The following is a 17,771-nucleotide window of genomic DNA, read 5'->3' on the forward strand; positions in this document are numbered from 1 at the left end:
ATTACGTTGCTTCGACGCCGTGGCTTACAGTTCGATAATTCCAAGACGGATTGCCTTTATAACAGCGACCGTCCTGCTTGCAGCGTTCAACTTTTTTAATACATTCTTAACGTGGAAATTAACAGTATTTTCGGATATTCCTAAAATAACTCCTATTTCCCATGACGATTTCCCTCTTGATGTCCACAAAATACATTCCTTCTCTCTTGTGGAAATTTCAGGGATAAATTCGATGGAATTCGAATTTGCGATCTTAGCGACACTAAGATGGAAATGTGTCGCAGCAAGTTGTAGGTAGGTGATTGTTCTATTTTGGAATTCACGGTCGCAATTCCGAACAAAGCTCATGATCGCTAAGCTGCCATCCGGGCCGCGCAATGGAATAGCAATTCCTGACCTTAGGCCGAACATTGCAGCCTCGTCGAAGATGCGTCGTTCGTGTGCAGTCGTGCTTGCGCTACTGTACACCTCCCCCCATCGAATGGGGCCTGCCCGCGTCCGACTCTCCTTGATTATGGGAGCTATCCTGTCATAGCCCCTTTCGAGACATCGCTCCTGCCACTCATCAGGATAATTCAAAATCTGCTCCGAGACGCATCGGACTGGCTTCAAAATCTTGCGGTCGGCTGTAAGAGGACCATAGGCTATCCAAGTGCAGTCGAAATTTAGCGCAAAACCCGACAAAAGGTCGAACAACTGTTTGGGCTGAGAGACACCATCTGAGTAGTCGAGAAACCGACTGAACTCTACCGCAACCCCATCCCTGACTACATTTGGGAAAAGCATTGACGGCTCCAAGGAAATCTGATCGGAAACTCCCATGGTCGGTCTGCGCACTTGAGGAAACCCGCAGTCACCCGCGAGCCTTCCGTCGCCTCTTTTGGGTAGCCAATCGCGCGCCATGCTGTCACCGGTGCACCACGCCGTTGCCTGTGAGACAGTACGGCTCTGCGCGCCTTTGGCGGCCGGTACTGGCACGGCTCCCACGGCAAGTTGACGCAGAGCCGACATCTTGCTTTCCTCGCTTGTCTCGTTGAGTGATGCGTATCATCGGCAACTCCTACAACGTAGAAAATGTAGACATTTCAAAAGTCGTGCCAAATTTTCAGAAAGGGGTCCCAACAAGACATTGTTTTTGTCTTTCAGTCGCTTACCGGGTGTAGCAGCAAATCGGACAAGTGCCGCTACGTCGTGAGCTCGACAAAGTTGACGACAAAATCAGTTGGGGAGTTTGGGAGGCTGTAGGAGATAGAGCGTTCCGGAGCGAGCCTAAACGGCAGCCCTCTCCTGAAGTCCCGTCGCCGGGACGAGAGTTCGGCAACGTCGTGTGTAGTGCTGTGAATGCTTTGGCAAGCCACGCTTCCTAGTGGATTGATTCCAACGCTTGGTGCCCGCGTTTGACTGCTGCAATGATCTCATCGGGTTCTGCTTTCCAGACGAATGGCCGCGGCTCGTGATTGTGCTAAGTCATGAAGCAGTTGATTGCCGCCTGCAGGTCGACGACGGAGTGGAAGACGCCGTGTTTCAGTCTGCGTCGTGTGAGCTTTGCGAAGAAGCCCGCCTGTTCGGTATCAGCAAGCGCGGCGATCGCTATCTGCGCACATTGATGATCCATGGCGCACGCGCTGCGCTCGGCAAAGCAGCGGGCAAGCAGGATCCTCGAAGCCTTTGGCTTAGTAAGTTGCGGCAAAGGCGGCATCCCAATGTCGCGGCTGTCGCGCTCGCCAACAAGAATGCGAGGATCGTGTGGGCCATGCTCTCGGGCGGCACAGTCTACGAGCACGCACCATCGGTGAAAGCAGCTTAAGGCGAAGCGGCAAACGAAGGAATAACAGAAGGAGGTCTCACCCCAGCAATTGCAACAAAATGGTAGGAGATGGTGAAACGGTCATTCCGTCGCTTCCCGAACCTGGTGTGTGGACCGGCTTGGCTTCGGCCAATGTCTAGGGGCCCATGAGGTGGAAGCGCGCGAAAATCCATCGGGGCTCGCGGCGATGACGTTGTCCAGCCGCATCAGGAAGCCGGATATACGTCAGCAGTTGTGACCGACGATCTTGATGTAGCCGACCTGTTGCAATCGGGCGGGGTCCATATACGTCCACATATAGGTCATCGTGCCGCCGCGGCCCTTCTTCAAAGGAAGTCCTGGCTGCGTCCGATCGAGCGCCTGGATCTGGCCCACATGGGGATTTGCGGGTCAAGAGGTTTGGATCAGGATTCGATGGTAAATCTCCGCTCGTTGCTCGGTATCCAAGGTCTGAGCCGTTTGCATGACCCGGCCCGTTTCCGATGCCGCTTTAAACTCACATCCGGTCGCCGCTAACATCGGCCGCACCAATATCCCGCTTGCGTCGGGCGAAGGCTCAGGAGGACGGAACCATTCTCTTTTTCGGCTTTTTAAGCCAGGCCAAATTTCGGTCCGCTCACCTGGATCCGCCGGAGCTGATCAGGCCCCGGATGATTGAAAGGGGGAAGCGTTTGTTTTCAGGCGGCCGTTGTCTCGGCTCCATCCAGCACAACCCCGGCGGTCACATATTTCCAGAAGGCGATCAGCAGCTTTCGCGCCAAGGCAACGATCAGCACTTTCCGAACTCGGCCACCATTGAGCTGTACACGCTGCTGAAACCACAGGGTCAGAATCGAACGGGGCTGATGCCTTACCCACAACCAGGCGAGCTGGATCATGGTCGTTCGCAGCCGGGGGTTTCCGGCTTTGGAGACACCTTTGTTCGTGCGCGACGGATCCGCTCCGCCAGGGCGTCGGCGCGAATCCGGCCAACCTGCCGTCGGTTGGAAAAGGTTCGGAACAATCCCTCCGACCACAGGACGCCGGCGAATTCCGGGCCAATCCCCTTCAAATTCTTTAGCATTGCTCCCGGCGCTGGCGTGCCGTCCGACGGGCTGAGCATAGCATCCCGCTCAGTCTCCACGGACTTGATCTGCTGAAGCGTGAGTTCGAGTCGATCAAGTTCGCGTCCAATCTGTGCCTTCAAATGCTCAGGCAGCGGACGACCATCACCGGTCCTGAGTTCCTCAAGCCGCTCCCGTCTTTTGCGCAATAAAGGCTCATAGTCGGAGATGCCTTGGGCGAAGAGCAGCCCCTTGATCCGATTGACGTGCTCGACCCGCTCCGCTGTCAGCGTCTTGCGCTCGCGGCAGATTCGGCGGCGATCCTCCTCTTGTGGGGTCGGTGCTCGAACCATGGCGCACACCCGCGGCTCGCCTCGCTTGTACGCCAGCAACGCGCGCACCAGAGCTTCCTTGTCGATCTTGTCAGTCTTCGCCCGTCGACGTCGGCGCGACGTCGCAATTGAAGCGGGGTCCACGACGTGGCTTTCGACCCGTCCGTCCTGCAGCAAGCGGTGGATCCAAAAGCCGTCGAGGCCCGCCTCTTGAATCACGATGATTGGAACGATCTGCCCCGTGCGGACATGCACCTTTGTCCTTGAGCTGAGAGAACCGTGCCCATAGTCCAGCGATGTCACCGCTGCGAACCGTATGCTTCGACATCTTTTCACCGCCCGGCGACAGCGAAGTGATCAACCAGGTCGATTTACTGAGACCGTATGTTCTCGGGGTGAAGGCGGCTCACCCTCGCCGTAAGCTGAGATCGGGGGTTGCTTCGGAGTGGCCGAAGCCGAGCCCCAAGCTTAGCGAGGATGAACCATGGATCAGCATAGCAGACTTTTCGTCGGTCTGGACGTCTCGAAACTGAAGATTTCTGTAGCCGTCGCGGATGGCGAGCGGGGTGGTGAGGTAAGATTTTTCGGGGACATACCCTCAGATCCCGCCTCGGTGTCATCCATCGTGCAAAAGCTGGCCAAGCGAGGAGCAAAGCTCCACTTCTGTTACGAGGCAGGGCCTACAGGTTACGAACTCTACCGTCAGCTCACCGAGATGGGCCATGATTGTGTGGTGGTGGCACCGGCACTAATTCCCAAGCGTCCCGGAGACCGAGTGAAGACCAACCGGCGCGATGCGGTCAGCTTAGCACGGTTACATCGTGCGGGTGAGCTGACAGCGGTTTGGGTGCCGGACCGCGGGCATGAGGCTATGCGCGATCTCGTGCGGGCCCGAGAAGCAGCCCAAGAGGGTAACCGGGGCAGATTACCGGGCGGTGGGGGTTTGCAGGCGCGTGCGTTCGTGATTCACCCTTTGCGTGACGCTACCACCGACTGATTCGCTTGAAGGCCTGTCGCTCGCGGAACTCCGCGGGCTGGTTTCTGCGCTGATCGGCGAAGTGCGCGGTCTTCAAGGCCGGGTCGAGAGCCTTGAGATCGAGAACCAGGCGCTACGCGCCGAGAACCAGACCCTGAAGGATGAGATCGCCCGGCTGAAGGACCTGCCGCCGCGTCCCCCGGTCAAGCCGACCAAGCCATCGGGCATGGAGAAGGCGACGCAGCCGACATCTGGCAAGGGCAAGCGCCGCCGGCGCGGCGCCAAGCGCGACGGCGGTCGCGTGAGCCGCGAGGTGACGGTTGCGGTGAGCGCTCCTGCGGGCTCTCGCTTCAAGGGGTATGAGACGATCCTGGTGCGCGATCTGGCGTTGTCGGCCGAGGTGGTGCGCTATCGCCGCGAGCGCTGGGTGACACCGACCGGCGAAACGATGGTGGCGCCCTTGCCGGCGGGGATCATCGGCGGCTGGGGCGCGAACCTGCGCCGCTTCATTCTGGCCTGTCACATTCAAGGCCATGTGACGACGGAGCGGTTGACGGCGTTGTTGACCGGGATCGGGGTCGACATTTCGAAGCGCCAGGTGGTGCGGCTGATTTCGGAGGGCCTGGAGGCCTTCGCGGCGGAGGACCGTGACGTGCTGCGCGCCGGGCTGGCTACGGCGCCCTGGATCACCGTCGATGATACGTCGGCGCGCCACGCCCACCAGGACGGCTACACCACCCAGATCGGCGATCGCCGCTTCACCGCGTTCCGCACCGGGCGATCGAAGTCACGGGAGGCGTTCCTGGCGACGCTGCGTGCCGGGCACAGCGATTACTTCATCAATGAAGAGGCCCTGGCCTATATGCGCGGCCGCAACCTCGCCGGTCCGGTGATCGCGCGGCTGGCGGTTGCGCCGCACAAGGCATTTGCCGACAGCGCCGCATGGCAGGCGCATCTGGCCGCACTCGGCCTCGACCAGCTCGCGGTTGAGCCCAACCCAGTCAGGATCGCCACCGAAGGGGCGATGTGGGGAGCGATCCGCCACCACGGCTTTCTCGCCGATACCGTGGTCGTGTCCGATGATGCCGGCCAGTTCCGCATCGGCGACCATGCTCTGTGCTGGGTCCACGCCGAGCGGCTCGTCCACAAATTGATACCCGTGACCCCGGATCAACGTCAGGCCGTCGACATCATGCGCCAGTTGATCTGGTGGTTCTATCGCGACCTCAAGAGCTACCAGCGTGCTCCTTGTCCGCGCCACGCGGCGGCCCTGCGCGCCCGCTTCGAGCGCCTGTTCAAACGACGAACCGGCTACGTCATGCTCGACCGGCTTCTTGCCAGGCTGCATCGCCGCAAGCATGAACTCCTGCGCGTTCTCGATCGTCCCGAGATCCCACTCCACACCAATGGTTCGGAAAACGACATCCGCACCTTCGTCACCAAGCGCAAGATCTCCGGCGGAACCGTCAGCGAGGCAGGCAAGAACGCCCGCGACGTCCTGCTCGGCCTGATGAAGACCTGCATCAAGCTCGACGTCTCATTCTTCCACTATCTCGGCGACCGCCTCGGCATACCAACACAAGAGTCGATTCCGCCGCTCCCGGATCTCGTTAGGCAAGCCGCTCAAGCCTGACTGCCCGGTAATCTGCCCCGGTTACCCCAAGAGGCTCAAAAGCGGGCGCGTCAGCAGCTTCAGTCGTTCCTACTTCGACATGGCCGCATCTATTCGGGCCGCTCATCCTGGTCGCTGGCGCATATGCGGTGGATATCGACTCTGAAGTTCGAGCATCCGGCGCACTTCATCGTGCTCAAGGAATACTGCCAGGCGATCGAGGATGCCGAGGTGCGCTTAAAGCGTGTGACCGATCTGATCTCGGAGACTGTCAAATCCTGGACGATGGCTCCTGTTGTCGAAGCCTATCAGGCGTTACGAGGCGTGTCGTTGATTGCCGCCGTCGTCTTTGTTGCCGAAATTGGCGACATCCGCCGCTTCGAAAACCCCCGCCAGCTGATGGCCTTTCTTGGCCTCGTTCCGTCAGAGAGCTCGACAGGTGAACATGTCAAACGTGGTGGGATCACTAAGGCCGGGAACTCTCGGGCCCGTCGCATGCTGATCGAAGGCGCATGGGCTTACCGCTTCCCTGCGCGGGTAAGTCGAACCAAGCAAGCGCAGTTGGAAGGCCTACCGAGAACCGTTCGCGAAATAGCGTGGAAAGGTCAGCTCCGCCTCTGCTCTCGCTATCGAAAAATGATCCTCGCGGGGAAGCACAAGGCCATCGCGATAACCGCGATCGCTAGAGAAATGGGGGCCTTCCTTTGGGCTATCGGTCAGGAAGTGCAACCAGCTCACCACGCTTAGCCAAGCGCCGCATATCGCGCGCATTAGAAAGAGGGAGACAAGATCGATCATCTGCTGATGCTCAATGTTGGAGGCAGGGCCCCGGTCGGGGAATCTTCGATGGAACTGAGTGGCCGACTACGTCGATGCCCGTGCTAAGATAGAAGCAGCCCCAGGCGTACACACGGAAATGCGGTATCCAACCCGCGTATAAGAGTTTGCAAACCGTCGTCTTGAGGTCCTGTCTCCTACATTGCGCATTAGCTACACTGTGCAGGGACCAGCCATTATTGGCGGGATGAACAGTCGTGGCCATGCCGCTTGCATTTGAACATAAGAGTTCCACAGAAACGAAGATCGCGCCAAGATCGGTGCGGATAGCGGTAGGCGCTTGGGATCGGTCAGTGATAATTTGCATGGTCGCCTCCAGAGTGGGTGGTTTAGCAACCTCACTCTGCCAGAGCATCGGTCGCTATCCACTCCCCATGGGATCTCTTTTCATCGACGGAAAGAACAATGGCATGGGCTGGCGGCGAGACGTAGAGCCCAACGACATCGTGCAGTTTCTCGGCAAAGGCCTTGTCACTCGACAGTTTGAAGCTGCGCCAGCGGTGCGGTGCAAGACCATGCTCGTGCCATATCTTGACGACCGAAGAGGCCGCGAGCCGTGTGGCCTCTTGCTTGGGCGTTTGCAGCGTCAGCGCGATCGCCTGATCGACCAGTTCGGGATCGAGTGGCGCAATGCCTGGCGGGCGGCTCTTGTCGCGCAAAAGGCCATCCACGCCTTCGGCCATAAAACGCTCCTGCCATCGCCACACGCAGGTCTTCGATTTGCCGGTAGCCTCCATAATGGCCACAGTTCTTAAGCCGTCATCGCTCATCAGAATGATCTTCGCCCGCCACGCATGCTTCTGCGGCGAACCGTGCTTTGCCACGATGGCTTCGAGCCGGATCCTGTCGGCGGCAGTGACGTCAAATGTAATACCGGTGCGCATGCCCGATCGTCGCGCATGCGAAAACCGATGGGAATCCAACATCGGACTCTTTTGCGATCAATCCACTAGGTTAGGCTCACCGCAAAGCGGCGCCAGCGGTGGACTGGAAAGAGCTACCGAGCTGGACTGCGTCTGCCGTTTGACGACCTCTCTAATACGATTGGTCCGGTAATACAGAGCCCGGATTTGCTTGCAGCGCAAAGCTTGCGGCACTTGAGGGTGGCAACGATTAGCGGTGTTCCGTAGTGCCTTGCGCCGTTGTGGCCAATCTCGCGATCAGATGGCTGGAATACATAAACTGAATTTGACCCAATACAGCTGGCGACCGATGATTGTTCCAGCGAGGCGGCCACAACGCCTCAAGGGCGTTCGTACACGGGCCACAACGCCTCAAGGGCGTTCGTACACGGGTTGACCGGTTCCATCGTAGTCGATCACGGGCTCCGGGTACGCTGTAACGTCAAACCCTGGCTGGAATCAGGACTGGCATGGCGTCAGAAGGCTTTTCTTTGGCCGCGAGCGCGAGCGAGCCGAGGCAGATGGGGTCGCCAGGCATGCGGCCGGCAGACTTTGGCGAGCCGGAGGATATTGCCAATGCCGTGGCCTAGTTGGTTTCCGACCAGGCATCGTATGTGACCGGCCAATGTTTCATCATCGATGGCGGGCTCACCGTAGCATCTCCCTTGCAACCTGGATTATTTTAGATGTCTGATCTCAATCACACGGCAGTACTTGGTGCGGGCGTCATTGGCGCGAGCTGGACGGCGTTGTTCCTGGCTTCGGGCTACAGCGTCTCCGTTTTTGACGTTTCAGACTCCGCTTTAACCCAGGTCAGGAAGTACGTTGAGAATGCCTGGCCCATGTTAGAAGACCTCGGCCTTGCCAGGAACGGCAACCCGGACCGGGTCAGTTTTCATAAGTCGGCGACCAAGGCTGTCGACGGCGCCCAGTTCATCCAGGAAAGCGTTCCCGAGAGGCTTCCTATGAAGCATGAACTCTACGCCACTGTTGAGCCTGCGATAGCGCCCGAAGCAGTCGTGGCGACGTCCGCTTCGGGACTGACCCTCAGCGAAATGCAAGCCGGGTGGAAGGACCCTTCTCGTTTCGTCCTTGGGCATCCCTTCAATCCTCCGCACCTCATTCCTTTGGTTGAGGTAATGGGCAATGAGCGGACGGGGCACGGCGTCATTGAAACAGTCGAGCGCTTCTATGCCAGCGCCGGCAAGGTCACAATCCGGGTCAACCGCGAAGTGCCCGGCCACGTGGCTAACCGCCTGCAGGCCGCCGTGTGGCGCGAGGCAATTCATCTTGTAAAGACAGGCGTGGCAAGCGTCGAAGACGTCGACAAGGCGATGTGGGCCGGACCAGGCCTCCGTTGGGCTGCCATGGGTCCGACAATGTTGTTCCATCTCGGCGCGGGAGAAGGTGGCTTAGCCGCCTTTTGCGAGCGCTATACCGACAGCTTCAATCGCTGGTGGGACGATCTTGGTGTCCTTCATCTGGAACCGGAGCTTGCGAAGCAACTGGTTTCTGGCATCGCCAAAGCAGCTGACGGCCAGACGCCTGCAGATTTGTCAGCGTATCGCGACGGCCTGATCACCGCAATGTTGAAGGCGATAGCGCCCCTGCGCGCCAGCTGAAGGGACTTGGCATGACCAACGAGACGATCGAAAAGAAACGGCCCAGTCGTCGTGGTTTTGTGGCTACGGCTCAATGTTGCGTTGCTGGTCAGGCGGCGAGAACGGCTAACTGTTCGGCAGGGAAGGATTCGGATTGAAGGCGTACCTCGCCTATCGCTTGCGCACCATGCGGACCATTTCGATGCCGGTCAGGATGATGCCAACGCTTGTTGGGGATTTGAAACCGGGCATCGTCGGGCGCCGATGTTCCTGCTCGATCCTTTTGTCATCAGGCATGAATAAGCGCGACGCGCCAATCCATGTTATCGTGCACGGATGGATCAACTACTGTCCACCTACCGGTGTCAATGCCGGGTGAAATTTCCCCAAAAGTGCCGAAGTAAAATTCCCCAATTATGCCGGCCCGGACGACGCGGAGAATTGGGTATTTTTCGGCGGCCGCCCTCGGGGGCGTGAGGGTGGAGCGAAGGACGGTGGAGTAATCAGGGCTTTCGAACGGACGTGTTCAGGCATCAATTCGGCATGCTGGCGCAGCCTGTAGCTTGATCCTTCGATCTGAACGACGACGGCATGATGCAAAAGCCTGTCGAGAAGCGCGGTGGCGACCACGGCGTCGCCAAAAACATCTCCCCATTCTGCAAAGCCGCGGTTGGACGTCAGGATCATTGCCCCTTTCTCGTAGCGGGCGTTGACGAGCTGGAAGAACAGATTGCCGCCGCCGGCGATGACCGGGAGATAACCGATCTCGTCGACGATCAGCAGACTTGGCCTGCAGAAGAAGCGGATGCGTTCTTGCAGCCGTCCCTCGCGCTCGGCCCTGGACAGCACTGCAATGAGATCGGCCAGGGTGCAGAAGTAGACGCTCTTGCCCGCTTTGACAGCTTCGACGCCGAGCGCGATAGCCAGATGGCTTTTGCCAGTTCCCGGCGGCCCGAGGAAATGGGCGGCCTCGTGCCTTTCGACGAAACCCAGTTGCGCGAGTGTGAAGATCCGATCGCGATCGAGGGAGGGCTGGAAAGAGAAATCGAAGCCGGCGAGCGTTTTGATGGTTGCCAGCCGACCCATCCGCAGCGCCGTCTTTATACGGCTGTTCTCCCGTAGGGTCAGCTCTTCGGAAAGGAGAATGTCGATCGCTTCGAGTGCCGACAGCTCGCCATGCTCCAGACGGCGGACAATATGGTCGAGTGCTTCAAGGGCACGTGGCATCTTCAAGCCGACCAGGTCATGGCGAATGCGGTCGATCATCGACGGCACGGAATCGAGAGCGGCGCTCATGGGCGGTTCTCCTGTGCCATGGCTCTGGCGACGGCGTCGTAGAAGGCGAGCGGCCGCTGTGTGACCCGGTCCCCGGATCCATGAAGAATGATCTCGTCATTGTTAACGTGCGATCGCGATCGCGGCGGTGAGCGAAGGGTTCTGTGCCCTGGTTCGACGCGGCGCTGATGGCGACCTTCCAACACCGGATGCACAGCAATCAGCGCACCGTCTTCGAAGATTCGAACCTCATTGGCCAAGGTGTGAACTTCGACAAGCCGCCTTCTGGTGGCGTCGGGCACGCTGTATGCGTTTCCACCGACACTGACCATGCCCTCTCGGGATATCCTGCGCTCAAGCCGCAGAACCGATCGGAACGGAGCCAGCGGCAAGGGACGCAGATGAAGGCGCTCTTCAGCGAAGGCTTCCATGACGACGCGCTGCGTTGTGGCGTGTACGCGCGGATTGGCAACGACAATGGCGCGATATGGTTTGCAGGCCTTTGGATGAAAGCCGAAATGGCGGGCGAGATCGAGCAGAGCACGGTTATAAACAATGCCGCCCGTTTCGCCTTCGCCGATGACCGCGGTCTTCATTCGGTCGTAAAGGATCTCGCGCGGAACGCCGCCGATCGCATCGAACGCCGCCGCGTGGCATCGCAGGACCGTCGGCAGATCCTGATGCATAGCAAAGCGCGCCCAGATGAGACGGCTATAGCCCAGCACCATAGAAAACAGCCAGACGATCCTCGGGGTTGCCGGCTCGTCGGTGAAGACGACATGGAATTGGGCGAAATCCACCTGGGCCTGTTCGCCGGGAGCTATCGAACCGAACTTCAAAGCCGGGTTCTGAGGTCGGACGAACGTCTCTGAGAAAGTCCGTGACGGTAGTGTAGCCCCCGGCATACCCACGATCCTTCAGCTCTCGCAAGAGCCGCCGACCGCTAAGTGTCTGACTCATAATGTTTCTGAAGCCAATCAAGGGTTTGCCAGCCTGCGCGTCATGAGTTGAGCGGAGGCCATCAAGAGCCAATCGGTTGAGCTTTCAATGGTAGCTTCGAAGTCCTTGGCAAGGCGTCGGTTGCGTCCGAACCAGGCGAAGGAGCGCTCGACCACCCAACGACGCGGAAGCACTTCGTAGCCCTTGGCGGTGTCGGATCGTTTGATGATTTCGACGTTCCAGTCGCCTTTCCCCTTGAGCGCGGCCTTGAGTTTTTCACCGGCGTAGCCGCCATCGGCAAAGACGTGGCGCAGCCAGGGGAAGCTGGCTCGAATGGAGAGCAGGACATCGGGGGCGCCGTCGCGGTCCTGGATATCGGCGGTATGGACGACCGCGCCGACCAGCAGGCCCAGGGTGTCGGTCAGGATATGGCGCTTGCGGCCTTTGATCTTCTTGCCCGCGTCATATCCGCAAGGCCCGCCACTCTCCGTGGTTTTCACGCTTTGGCTGTCGATCACACCGGCGCTGGGTGAGGCTTGGCGACCGGCGGCCAGACGCACACTCATGAGCAGCAGGTGATTGATCGTGCTCCAAAGACCGCAGTCGCGCCAAGCGTAGAAATAGCGCTGCAGCGTCGACACCGGAGGCAAGTCCTTGGGCAGCATCCGCCACGGCAAACCACTGCGCAGCACGTAGAACAGTCCATTCATGATCTCCCGCCGTGACCATTTGGGCGGACGCCCTAGGCGTGACGGAGACGGAATGACCGGATCGAGAACCGCCCATTCCATATCCGTCAAATCGCTTGAATATCGCAACCCTTTCCGGGCATGCTTCGCCCGGGTGATATCGGTCCACATGTGCCTCTCCGTCGATGCTTCGCAACACCGACTGAATCACAAGTCATTGATATCACCCAACTTCTTTTCGGGTCAGACACTAAGGCCGGGATAGGCAGCAACCCGTTCACGCAGATAGGCGGTGAATGGATCAATCACCGTCGCCCGCGGCTTCCTTGGTCCATAGGCAGGGGCCTCAAGGCCACGCTCGATGTATTTGCGGATTGTCTTTCGATCGACGCCGGTCTGCCTGGCGATCGCAGACACCGACATCCCTTGCCGGTGTAAATCTAAAATCATGATTATCTCCCCGAGTTTGATCACCGCCATTCCCCTCTCGACCATCGAGAGCAGTATCGGTGATGACGCGCCGCCGGTCTTCCGGGGCGCGCCCCGGAAGACCGGCGGCAACGCTAAACTGAGGAAGATTCAAACGGCACTTCTGGGGAGTATTGATCCGGTATCGACACCAAGGGCCGAAACGGATCGGCAGCATCCGCCAACCGCAACCGGAGCGGACCAGGTAGCGCACGGCGTTGACCACCTCCCGGAAATCAACCTCGCGCGGACGGCCGCGACGGCCAGGCTTGGGCATCAGCGGTGCGAACTGCTCCCACTCTTCGTCCGGTCAAATCAGATGGGTAGCGCTTGGTCTTCTTGGCAATCTGGGCCATCCGCGCACGGCTCTGCTCTGTCCACATCCAAAGCTTGAATCATAACCAAGCCTCAGACGGAACCCATAGCCAGACGATTTCCAAAACGGTCTTAGCCATCAGCCGCGGCTAACAGCGCGCTGAGGCGCTTGGCTCCACAAAATTATTTTCGGCTCTTTGTTTCTCTTCAGTAAGAGTTTTCTCAGACTGGGCGTAAATCAGCAACACTTCCATAACCTGCGATGCTAACATCAGCCTTAACAAGATTTGGCGGGCGGCGAGCTATGATGGAGACGGGGGTAGCTTCTGAAAAACCAGCGTAGTCGCAAGGTGCATCCTGGAAGCGATCAGCGGTTCCAAATGGCAATGCGGCGCTGCCGAGAAAAGGCATGAGCCGTACTGACGTCGAAAAATGCGCTCTCCAAAGGCGTGCGGTAGATAACGATTCAAGTGCTACCTTTTACGATCGGTGGGATCAATGATTGGGGGCCACTTCTTGATGACGGTGCCATCGATGTCGCCAAAGCTGTCTACCAAGTCGTTTTCACCAAGAACAACTCGGATGGCTCATGGGAGCATCCCACCGCAAGGCGGACGAAATGAGACTGAGCGAATACGTAGAGTACGATGCCACCGGTTTGGCCTCGCTCGAAGTGACGCCCATGGCATTGACGCAGCTAGCCCGCGAGGCGCACGACCAAGTCAATCCGCGTATCAACGCCGTGATCGAGTTCTATGAAGATGCTGGCACTGTCGCGGGCGCGGATACTGGTCTCTTTCTGAGGCCTACTTGGGCAACTTTGGCATCGTCATCAGCTTTGAGTATGCAATCGATCGAATTGGCCTGGCGCACTTGTTGGTGAGGTCCGTACTGCGCACTCCTCATGAATCCCACCTAACAACCCGAACTTGTAAAGGTCCACCGCATGACTGTCCCCTCGATCGCCAATCCTGACTTGATCACCCTGTTCGACGACAAGGCGCGCTGGATGTTGCCCGACCACCGCCGCCGCGGGTTCCATAACCTTCACACCACCATGCGCTACGCGATATCGCTGCGCGCGCCCCGCGTCCTGCCACTGAGAAAGGAGATCGACTGGACCATCGGCGAGCGTCCCGACGTCGCACGTTTCCTCGCCATGCCGCATTTTTCGGCCTTCGTCGTGGTGCGCGACGATCGCGTCCTTTACGAGGCCTATGCGCCGGACTTCGGGCCCGAGAAGCCGCATACCATCATGTCTATCACCAAGACGACGCTCAACCTCATGCTCGGTCGCGCGGTCGCCGACGGCCTCGTCGATCTCGGCGAGCGAGTAGGCGCCTATCTGCCGGAGATCGGTACAGGCTACGCTGAGGCGACAGTCAAGGCCGTCGCAGACATGAACGTCGTCAACGACTTCAGCGAGGACGACTTCGACCCCTACACTTCGGTCTTCGACATGAGTGCCGCCATCGGCTGGCGCCTGCCGCTGGAGGGTCAGAAGGAAGGGACGACCCGCTCCTTTCTCTGCGGCGTTACCGGAGACGATCTCGTGAATCGCAGCGGCGAGGCGCTGTATAAGTCAGCAAACACTGATGTCCTCGGTTGGATCATCGAGCGCGCCAGCGGCCGGCCGCTGCGCGAGTGGCTGATCGAGATCGTCGAGGCGGCCGGCATCGAAGGATGCTTCCATATCACTTGCGACCGCGAAGGTGTGCCGTCGGTCAGCGGTGGCGCCTGCCTTACCGCGCGCGATTTCGCGCGCTACGGCCTGCTCTTCGCGCGTAATGGCGCGGGTATCGATGGCCGCCGCGTCGGCGATGCCGCCTTCATCGAAGAGACCCGTCGTAATCCGGGCCCTTCCATGGCAAAGCCATTCGACTGGCTTCATTATAGTCGTCAAACGTACACCGACGGAACGTTGTTCGGACATAGTGGCTGGGGTGGGCAGTATATGCTAGCGAATCCTGACACCGGCACCGTCGTGGTCTACCTCAGCGTTTTAGAGAACAAAGCCGGCAGCGATTACGAACTTGGCGCGGCTTTGATGAAGATGATGGCCGATCTTGTCGCGGGAAAATGAACTGGTCGCCGGCAGGCGAAAATTCGACGTTGCTCTAGTTGCGCTAGACGCTTTGCCGTCTTCACCGGGCTGGGTGAAGGCTGCTCACGGCTATTCCGCCAAGGTGGCCTGAGCAGGGGCTGGCGTCGGAGCGCTGCTCGTCACGGTGTCAGAACGTGCAACTGTCCCATAATGACGGGCAACGTTCTCCTCACTAAAACACGATCAATGAGCGTTACCCCGGTCCCCCGCCCTCCCAGGGCAGGTTGGCTGTCGTCGAACATGCTTCGGCGACAGCCTCTTTTTTGGCGAAGTTGCAATTCGCGCAGTCACGATCTCGTGCCCGCACATTGCAATATTTCGTGTCGACCTTCTCCGCAGTGCGAAACCTCTCTGGAGTACATTAAGAATACGGTAATCGATGCGATCGGACTTTCTCATCTCGTCATCTTTAGTTGACGGTTGCGTCTTAGGCAACTCGATGGTGATGCCGACGCATTAACCTGATCGTGGACACCGCACGTCTTGAAAATAACGTCGAGGGTCAACTCAAAGGGCCGTAATTCTTGCTTCTTACGAAGAGCAGGTCCTTGGAGTGGCACCGTTTGACCGGACAGGCAGCGAGTTCCATTAAGCACCAGTGGCTTTCGGCCTGAACTCGCATGGCGAGAAAAAGCGCAAGCCGGAGTACGGATGGATTTCAATGGTCCGAGAATCAGTGGGTGTTGGAGCGCAGCGCGATGACGACCCCGTCATATCGTTGTCTGCGTATGGCTCACGCGCTCTGCTATCCGGCATGAATGGACAAAGTCGAGCTCAGAAAAGATTTTCGTTTTGGAGGCAATCTTCAGCAACCCCTACTTTGCCCCTGCTGCTAATATCCAAAAAAAGTCGGAGGGTGATGCTGTCAATGCGGTCGCAGCTTTATCAAGCATCGGATTTCCGCCTCGGGAAAACTAAGGTCTTTCTCGTGGTTAGCCCTTTTGCCGCCAGCAACAGACGGACCGGGTGAGACCGTGTGCTAGCATCTCCTTCGACAGCTCTCGTTGTCGGCCGGGGAAGGCAGAACCGTACGAATCTCGTCAATCATTCGCCAGCAAAAAAACAGGGGAAAGGGTATATCACCCATGAATAGGAACTATCGCATTCTCGATCTCATCCGGCGCAATCGTTCGCCGCATGAAAACCACCTTATCGACGGATTGGTCGACGGCCGCGTGACTCGCCGCGAGTTCATCCGCCATGGCAGCCTGCTTGGCCTGTCGCTACCGCTGCTGAGCGGCGTAACCGCGGCCATGGGCTTCGGTGGGATGCCGTCGCCTGCTCGCGCCCAGGGCTCGCCCGGCGCAACCATTCGCGTCGCCATCTACTCACCGACTGCTACGATCGATCCAGTGACCGTCTCCGACGGTGGTGGCTATATGCTATTGCAGCAGGTCGGAGAATATCTCTGCGTCGACGGCCCCGACCTAGTGCTTCGTCCGCAACTGGCCGAGAGCTGGAAACCTAACGATACTGGCACGGTTTGGACCTTCAAACTGCGTAAGGGGGTGAAATTTCACAGCGGCGGCGAGATGAAGGCCGACGACGTGGTGGCTACCATCGACCGGCTGGCCGACCCGGCCGGCTCGTCCAATGCGCTGTCCGTTTTCAAGGGCGTCTTACAGAAGGGCGCGACCAAGAAAGTCGACGACTACACCGTAGAGTTCCACATTGACGCGCCTAACGGCAACTTTCCCTACATGCTGTCGTCCGACAACTACAACGCCATCATTCTGCCTGTTAGCTACAAGGGTGACTACGAGAAGAGCTTCGACGGCACCGGCCCGTTCAAGCTGGAGAAATACACGCCAAAGGTCGGTGCATCTTTTGTGCGTAACGAGGATTACTGGGGCGAGGCACTGCCTAGTCGCACCGAGTTTACTTTCTTTGCCGATGAACAGTCGCAGATCCTAGCACTCCAGGCAGGGCAGGTGGACATTGTGAACGGCGTGTCGGCGCTACGCGGCATTGGCCTGCTCAACGACCCGAACTTCGACATAATCAGCCTCAAGTCGTCCGGGACTAGCCAACTGCACATGCGCTGCGACTCCGATCCGTTCAAGGATCCGCGCGTGCGCCGCGCCATCGCGCTCTGCCTCGACCGCGACAAGCTGGTCGCCGGTTTGATGAAGGGCCACGGTTCACCCGGCAACGACAGCCCGTTCGCTCCAGTCTACCCCTCGACCGACGCGAGCGTGCCGCAGCGCAAGCAGGATATTGCGCAGGCCAAGCAGTTCATGGAAGCGGCGGGGGCAGGCAATGGCTTCAAGATGACGCTGACCACCGAGCGCTATGGCGAAATCCCGGAGTACGCACAGCTCATCCAGAACTGGGTCAAGGAGATCGGTGTAGAGCTCGAGCTCAGCCTCCTCAACTCGGACGCCTATTATGGCGATGCGGTGTTCGGCAAATCGAACTGGCTGGATTCGGTGATGGGCATCACCACCTACGGCCACCGCGGCGTGCCAAACGTGTTGCTAGCAGCACCGCTGAAGAGCGAAGGCACGTGGAACGCCGCGCATTTCAAAAACAAGGATTACGACACACTCGTGTCCAGCTACATCGCGGCTCTCGATCTCGACGCGCAGAAGGCCACCGCCGGCAAGATCCAGAACCTGCTGCTCGAGGAAACGCCGGTCATCTTCGGCTATTTCGGCGACTGGCTGGTGGCCACAGCCAAAGGCGTAACCGGCGCGCAGCCGACGGCCATCGGGCAACTTTTCCTCGATAAAGCGTCGAAGGCCTGAACCGAAAGCGAAGCCAATCGTCTAACAGCCAGCTCCTCACCGGGGCTGACTCCACGCGGAGTATAAGCCATTCTCTCCTTCCTTGTCCGGCGCCTGGCTCTATCCCTCGTCACACTGTTCCTGC

Annotated in this window: 9 protein-coding genes and 10 pseudogenes; 8 read left to right on the plus strand and 11 right to left on the minus strand. The window is 58.8% G+C overall.

Annotated elements, in window-relative coordinates; all coding sequences use genetic code 11:
* Positions 1 to 24: 24 nt before the first annotated feature.
* Complete coding sequence (locus AC0V7N_RS37675) at positions 25 to 1,011, minus strand: autoinducer binding domain-containing protein (RefSeq protein WP_496628096.1); 987 nt, start codon at positions 1,009 to 1,011, stop codon at positions 25 to 27.
* Between the two features lie 352 nt (positions 1,012 to 1,363).
* A pseudogene (locus AC0V7N_RS37680) lies at positions 1,364 to 1,558 on the minus strand (IS630 family transposase); the annotation flags it as partial.
* On the opposite strand from AC0V7N_RS37680, the pseudogene AC0V7N_RS37685 reads away from it, so the two are divergent.
* Positions 1,556 to 1,807, plus strand: a pseudogene (locus tag AC0V7N_RS37685) (IS110 family transposase); the annotation flags it as partial. The pseudogenes AC0V7N_RS37680 and AC0V7N_RS37685 overlap by 3 nt on opposite strands.
* 225 nt (positions 1,808 to 2,032) lie before the next feature.
* Here AC0V7N_RS37685 and AC0V7N_RS37690 read toward each other — a convergent pair.
* Positions 2,033 to 2,182, minus strand: coding sequence for a hypothetical protein (locus AC0V7N_RS37690; RefSeq protein WP_496628452.1), 150 nt, complete (start codon positions 2,180 to 2,182; stop codon positions 2,033 to 2,035).
* Between the two features lie 302 nt (positions 2,183 to 2,484).
* A pseudogene (locus AC0V7N_RS37695) lies at positions 2,485 to 3,561 on the minus strand (IS110 family RNA-guided transposase); the annotation flags it as partial.
* Positions 3,562 to 3,666: 105 nt separating this feature from the next.
* Here AC0V7N_RS37695 and AC0V7N_RS37700 point away from each other — a divergent pair.
* The 3 genes and pseudogenes from AC0V7N_RS37700 to AC0V7N_RS37710 all read left to right on the plus strand — a co-directional run.
* Positions 3,667 to 4,101, plus strand: a pseudogene (locus AC0V7N_RS37700) (IS110 family transposase); the annotation flags it as partial.
* A 58-nt stretch (positions 4,102 to 4,159) separates the two neighbouring features.
* The gene (locus AC0V7N_RS37705) at positions 4,160 to 5,791 is read left to right on the plus strand and encodes an IS66 family transposase (protein WP_496628097.1); all 1,632 of its coding nucleotides are present in this window, start codon (positions 4,160 to 4,162) and stop codon (positions 5,789 to 5,791) included.
* Between the two features lie 30 nt (positions 5,792 to 5,821).
* Positions 5,822 to 6,517 (plus strand): annotated as a pseudogene (locus tag AC0V7N_RS37710) (IS110 family RNA-guided transposase); the annotation flags it as partial.
* Positions 6,518 to 6,990: 473 nt separating this feature from the next.
* On the opposite strand, the pseudogene AC0V7N_RS37715 reads toward AC0V7N_RS37710, so the two are convergent.
* Positions 6,991 to 7,491: pseudogene (locus tag AC0V7N_RS37715) on the minus strand (helix-turn-helix domain-containing protein); the annotation flags it as partial.
* Between the two features lie 704 nt (positions 7,492 to 8,195).
* Between AC0V7N_RS37715 and AC0V7N_RS37720 the strand changes: the two are divergent.
* Positions 8,196 to 9,131, plus strand: a complete 936-nt coding sequence (locus AC0V7N_RS37720; RefSeq protein ID WP_496628098.1) for a 3-hydroxyacyl-CoA dehydrogenase NAD-binding domain-containing protein — start codon at positions 8,196 to 8,198, stop codon at positions 9,129 to 9,131.
* Between the two features lie 88 nt (positions 9,132 to 9,219).
* On the opposite strand, the pseudogene AC0V7N_RS37725 reads toward AC0V7N_RS37720, so the two are convergent.
* The 6 genes and pseudogenes from AC0V7N_RS37725 to AC0V7N_RS37750 all read right to left on the minus strand — a co-directional run.
* A pseudogene (locus tag AC0V7N_RS37725) lies at positions 9,220 to 9,398 on the minus strand (IS6 family transposase); the annotation flags it as partial.
* A 126-nt stretch (positions 9,399 to 9,524) separates the two neighbouring features.
* Complete coding sequence (istB, locus tag AC0V7N_RS37730; RefSeq protein WP_496628099.1) at positions 9,525 to 10,406, minus strand: IS21-like element helper ATPase IstB; 882 nt, start codon at positions 10,404 to 10,406, stop codon at positions 9,525 to 9,527.
* Positions 10,403 to 11,333: pseudogene (istA, locus tag AC0V7N_RS37735) on the minus strand (IS21 family transposase); the annotation flags it as partial. The pseudogene istA and the gene istB, both read right to left, overlap by 4 nt.
* Positions 11,334 to 11,362: 29 nt before the next feature.
* Positions 11,363 to 12,184, minus strand: coding sequence for an IS5 family transposase (locus AC0V7N_RS37740; RefSeq protein WP_496628100.1), 822 nt, complete (start codon positions 12,182 to 12,184; stop codon positions 11,363 to 11,365).
* Positions 12,185 to 12,262: 78 nt separating this feature from the next.
* A pseudogene (locus AC0V7N_RS37745) lies at positions 12,263 to 12,487 on the minus strand (helix-turn-helix domain-containing protein); the annotation flags it as partial.
* A 145-nt stretch (positions 12,488 to 12,632) separates the two neighbouring features.
* Positions 12,633 to 12,864 (minus strand): annotated as a pseudogene (locus AC0V7N_RS37750) (transposase); the annotation flags it as partial.
* A gap of 551 nt (positions 12,865 to 13,415) precedes the next feature.
* Between AC0V7N_RS37750 and AC0V7N_RS37755 the strand changes: the two are divergent.
* The 3 genes from AC0V7N_RS37755 to AC0V7N_RS37765 all read left to right on the plus strand — a co-directional run bounded on the left by AC0V7N_RS37755 (position 13,416) and on the right by AC0V7N_RS37765 (position 17,647).
* Positions 13,416 to 13,679, plus strand: a complete 264-nt coding sequence (locus tag AC0V7N_RS37755) for a hypothetical protein (RefSeq protein WP_496628101.1) — start codon at positions 13,416 to 13,418, stop codon at positions 13,677 to 13,679.
* A 63-nt stretch (positions 13,680 to 13,742) separates the two neighbouring features.
* Positions 13,743 to 14,879, plus strand: coding sequence for a serine hydrolase (locus tag AC0V7N_RS37760; protein WP_496628102.1), 1,137 nt, complete (start codon positions 13,743 to 13,745; stop codon positions 14,877 to 14,879).
* A gap of 1,106 nt (positions 14,880 to 15,985) precedes the next feature.
* Positions 15,986 to 17,647 (plus strand): ABC transporter substrate-binding protein, encoded by a 1,662-nt coding sequence (locus AC0V7N_RS37765; RefSeq protein WP_496628441.1) that lies wholly within the window; start codon positions 15,986 to 15,988, stop codon positions 17,645 to 17,647.
* The last annotated feature ends 124 nt before the right edge of the window (positions 17,648 to 17,771 follow it).

This window comes from Mesorhizobium kamtschaticum (assembly GCF_056174585.1).

Bases quoted from the DNA above. Each gene is read 5' to 3' on its own strand.
- AC0V7N_RS37675 (WP_496628096.1), bottom strand. From the start codon at position 1,011: ATGTCGGCTCTGCGTCAACTTGCCGTGGGAGCCGTGCCAGTACCGGCC.
- AC0V7N_RS37720 (WP_496628098.1), top strand. From the start codon at position 8,196: ATGTCTGATCTCAATCACACGGCAGTACTTGGTGCGGGCGTCATTGGC.
- istB (WP_496628099.1), bottom strand. From the start codon at position 10,406: ATGAGCGCCGCTCTCGATTCCGTGCCGTCGATGATCGACCGCATTCGC.
- AC0V7N_RS37740 (WP_496628100.1), bottom strand. From the start codon at position 12,184: ATGTGGACCGATATCACCCGGGCGAAGCATGCCCGGAAAGGGTTGCGA.
- AC0V7N_RS37755 (WP_496628101.1), top strand. From the start codon at position 13,416: ATGAGACTGAGCGAATACGTAGAGTACGATGCCACCGGTTTGGCCTCG.
- AC0V7N_RS37760 (WP_496628102.1), top strand. From the start codon at position 13,743: ATGACTGTCCCCTCGATCGCCAATCCTGACTTGATCACCCTGTTCGAC.
- AC0V7N_RS37765 (WP_496628441.1), top strand. From the start codon at position 15,986: ATGAATAGGAACTATCGCATTCTCGATCTCATCCGGCGCAATCGTTCG.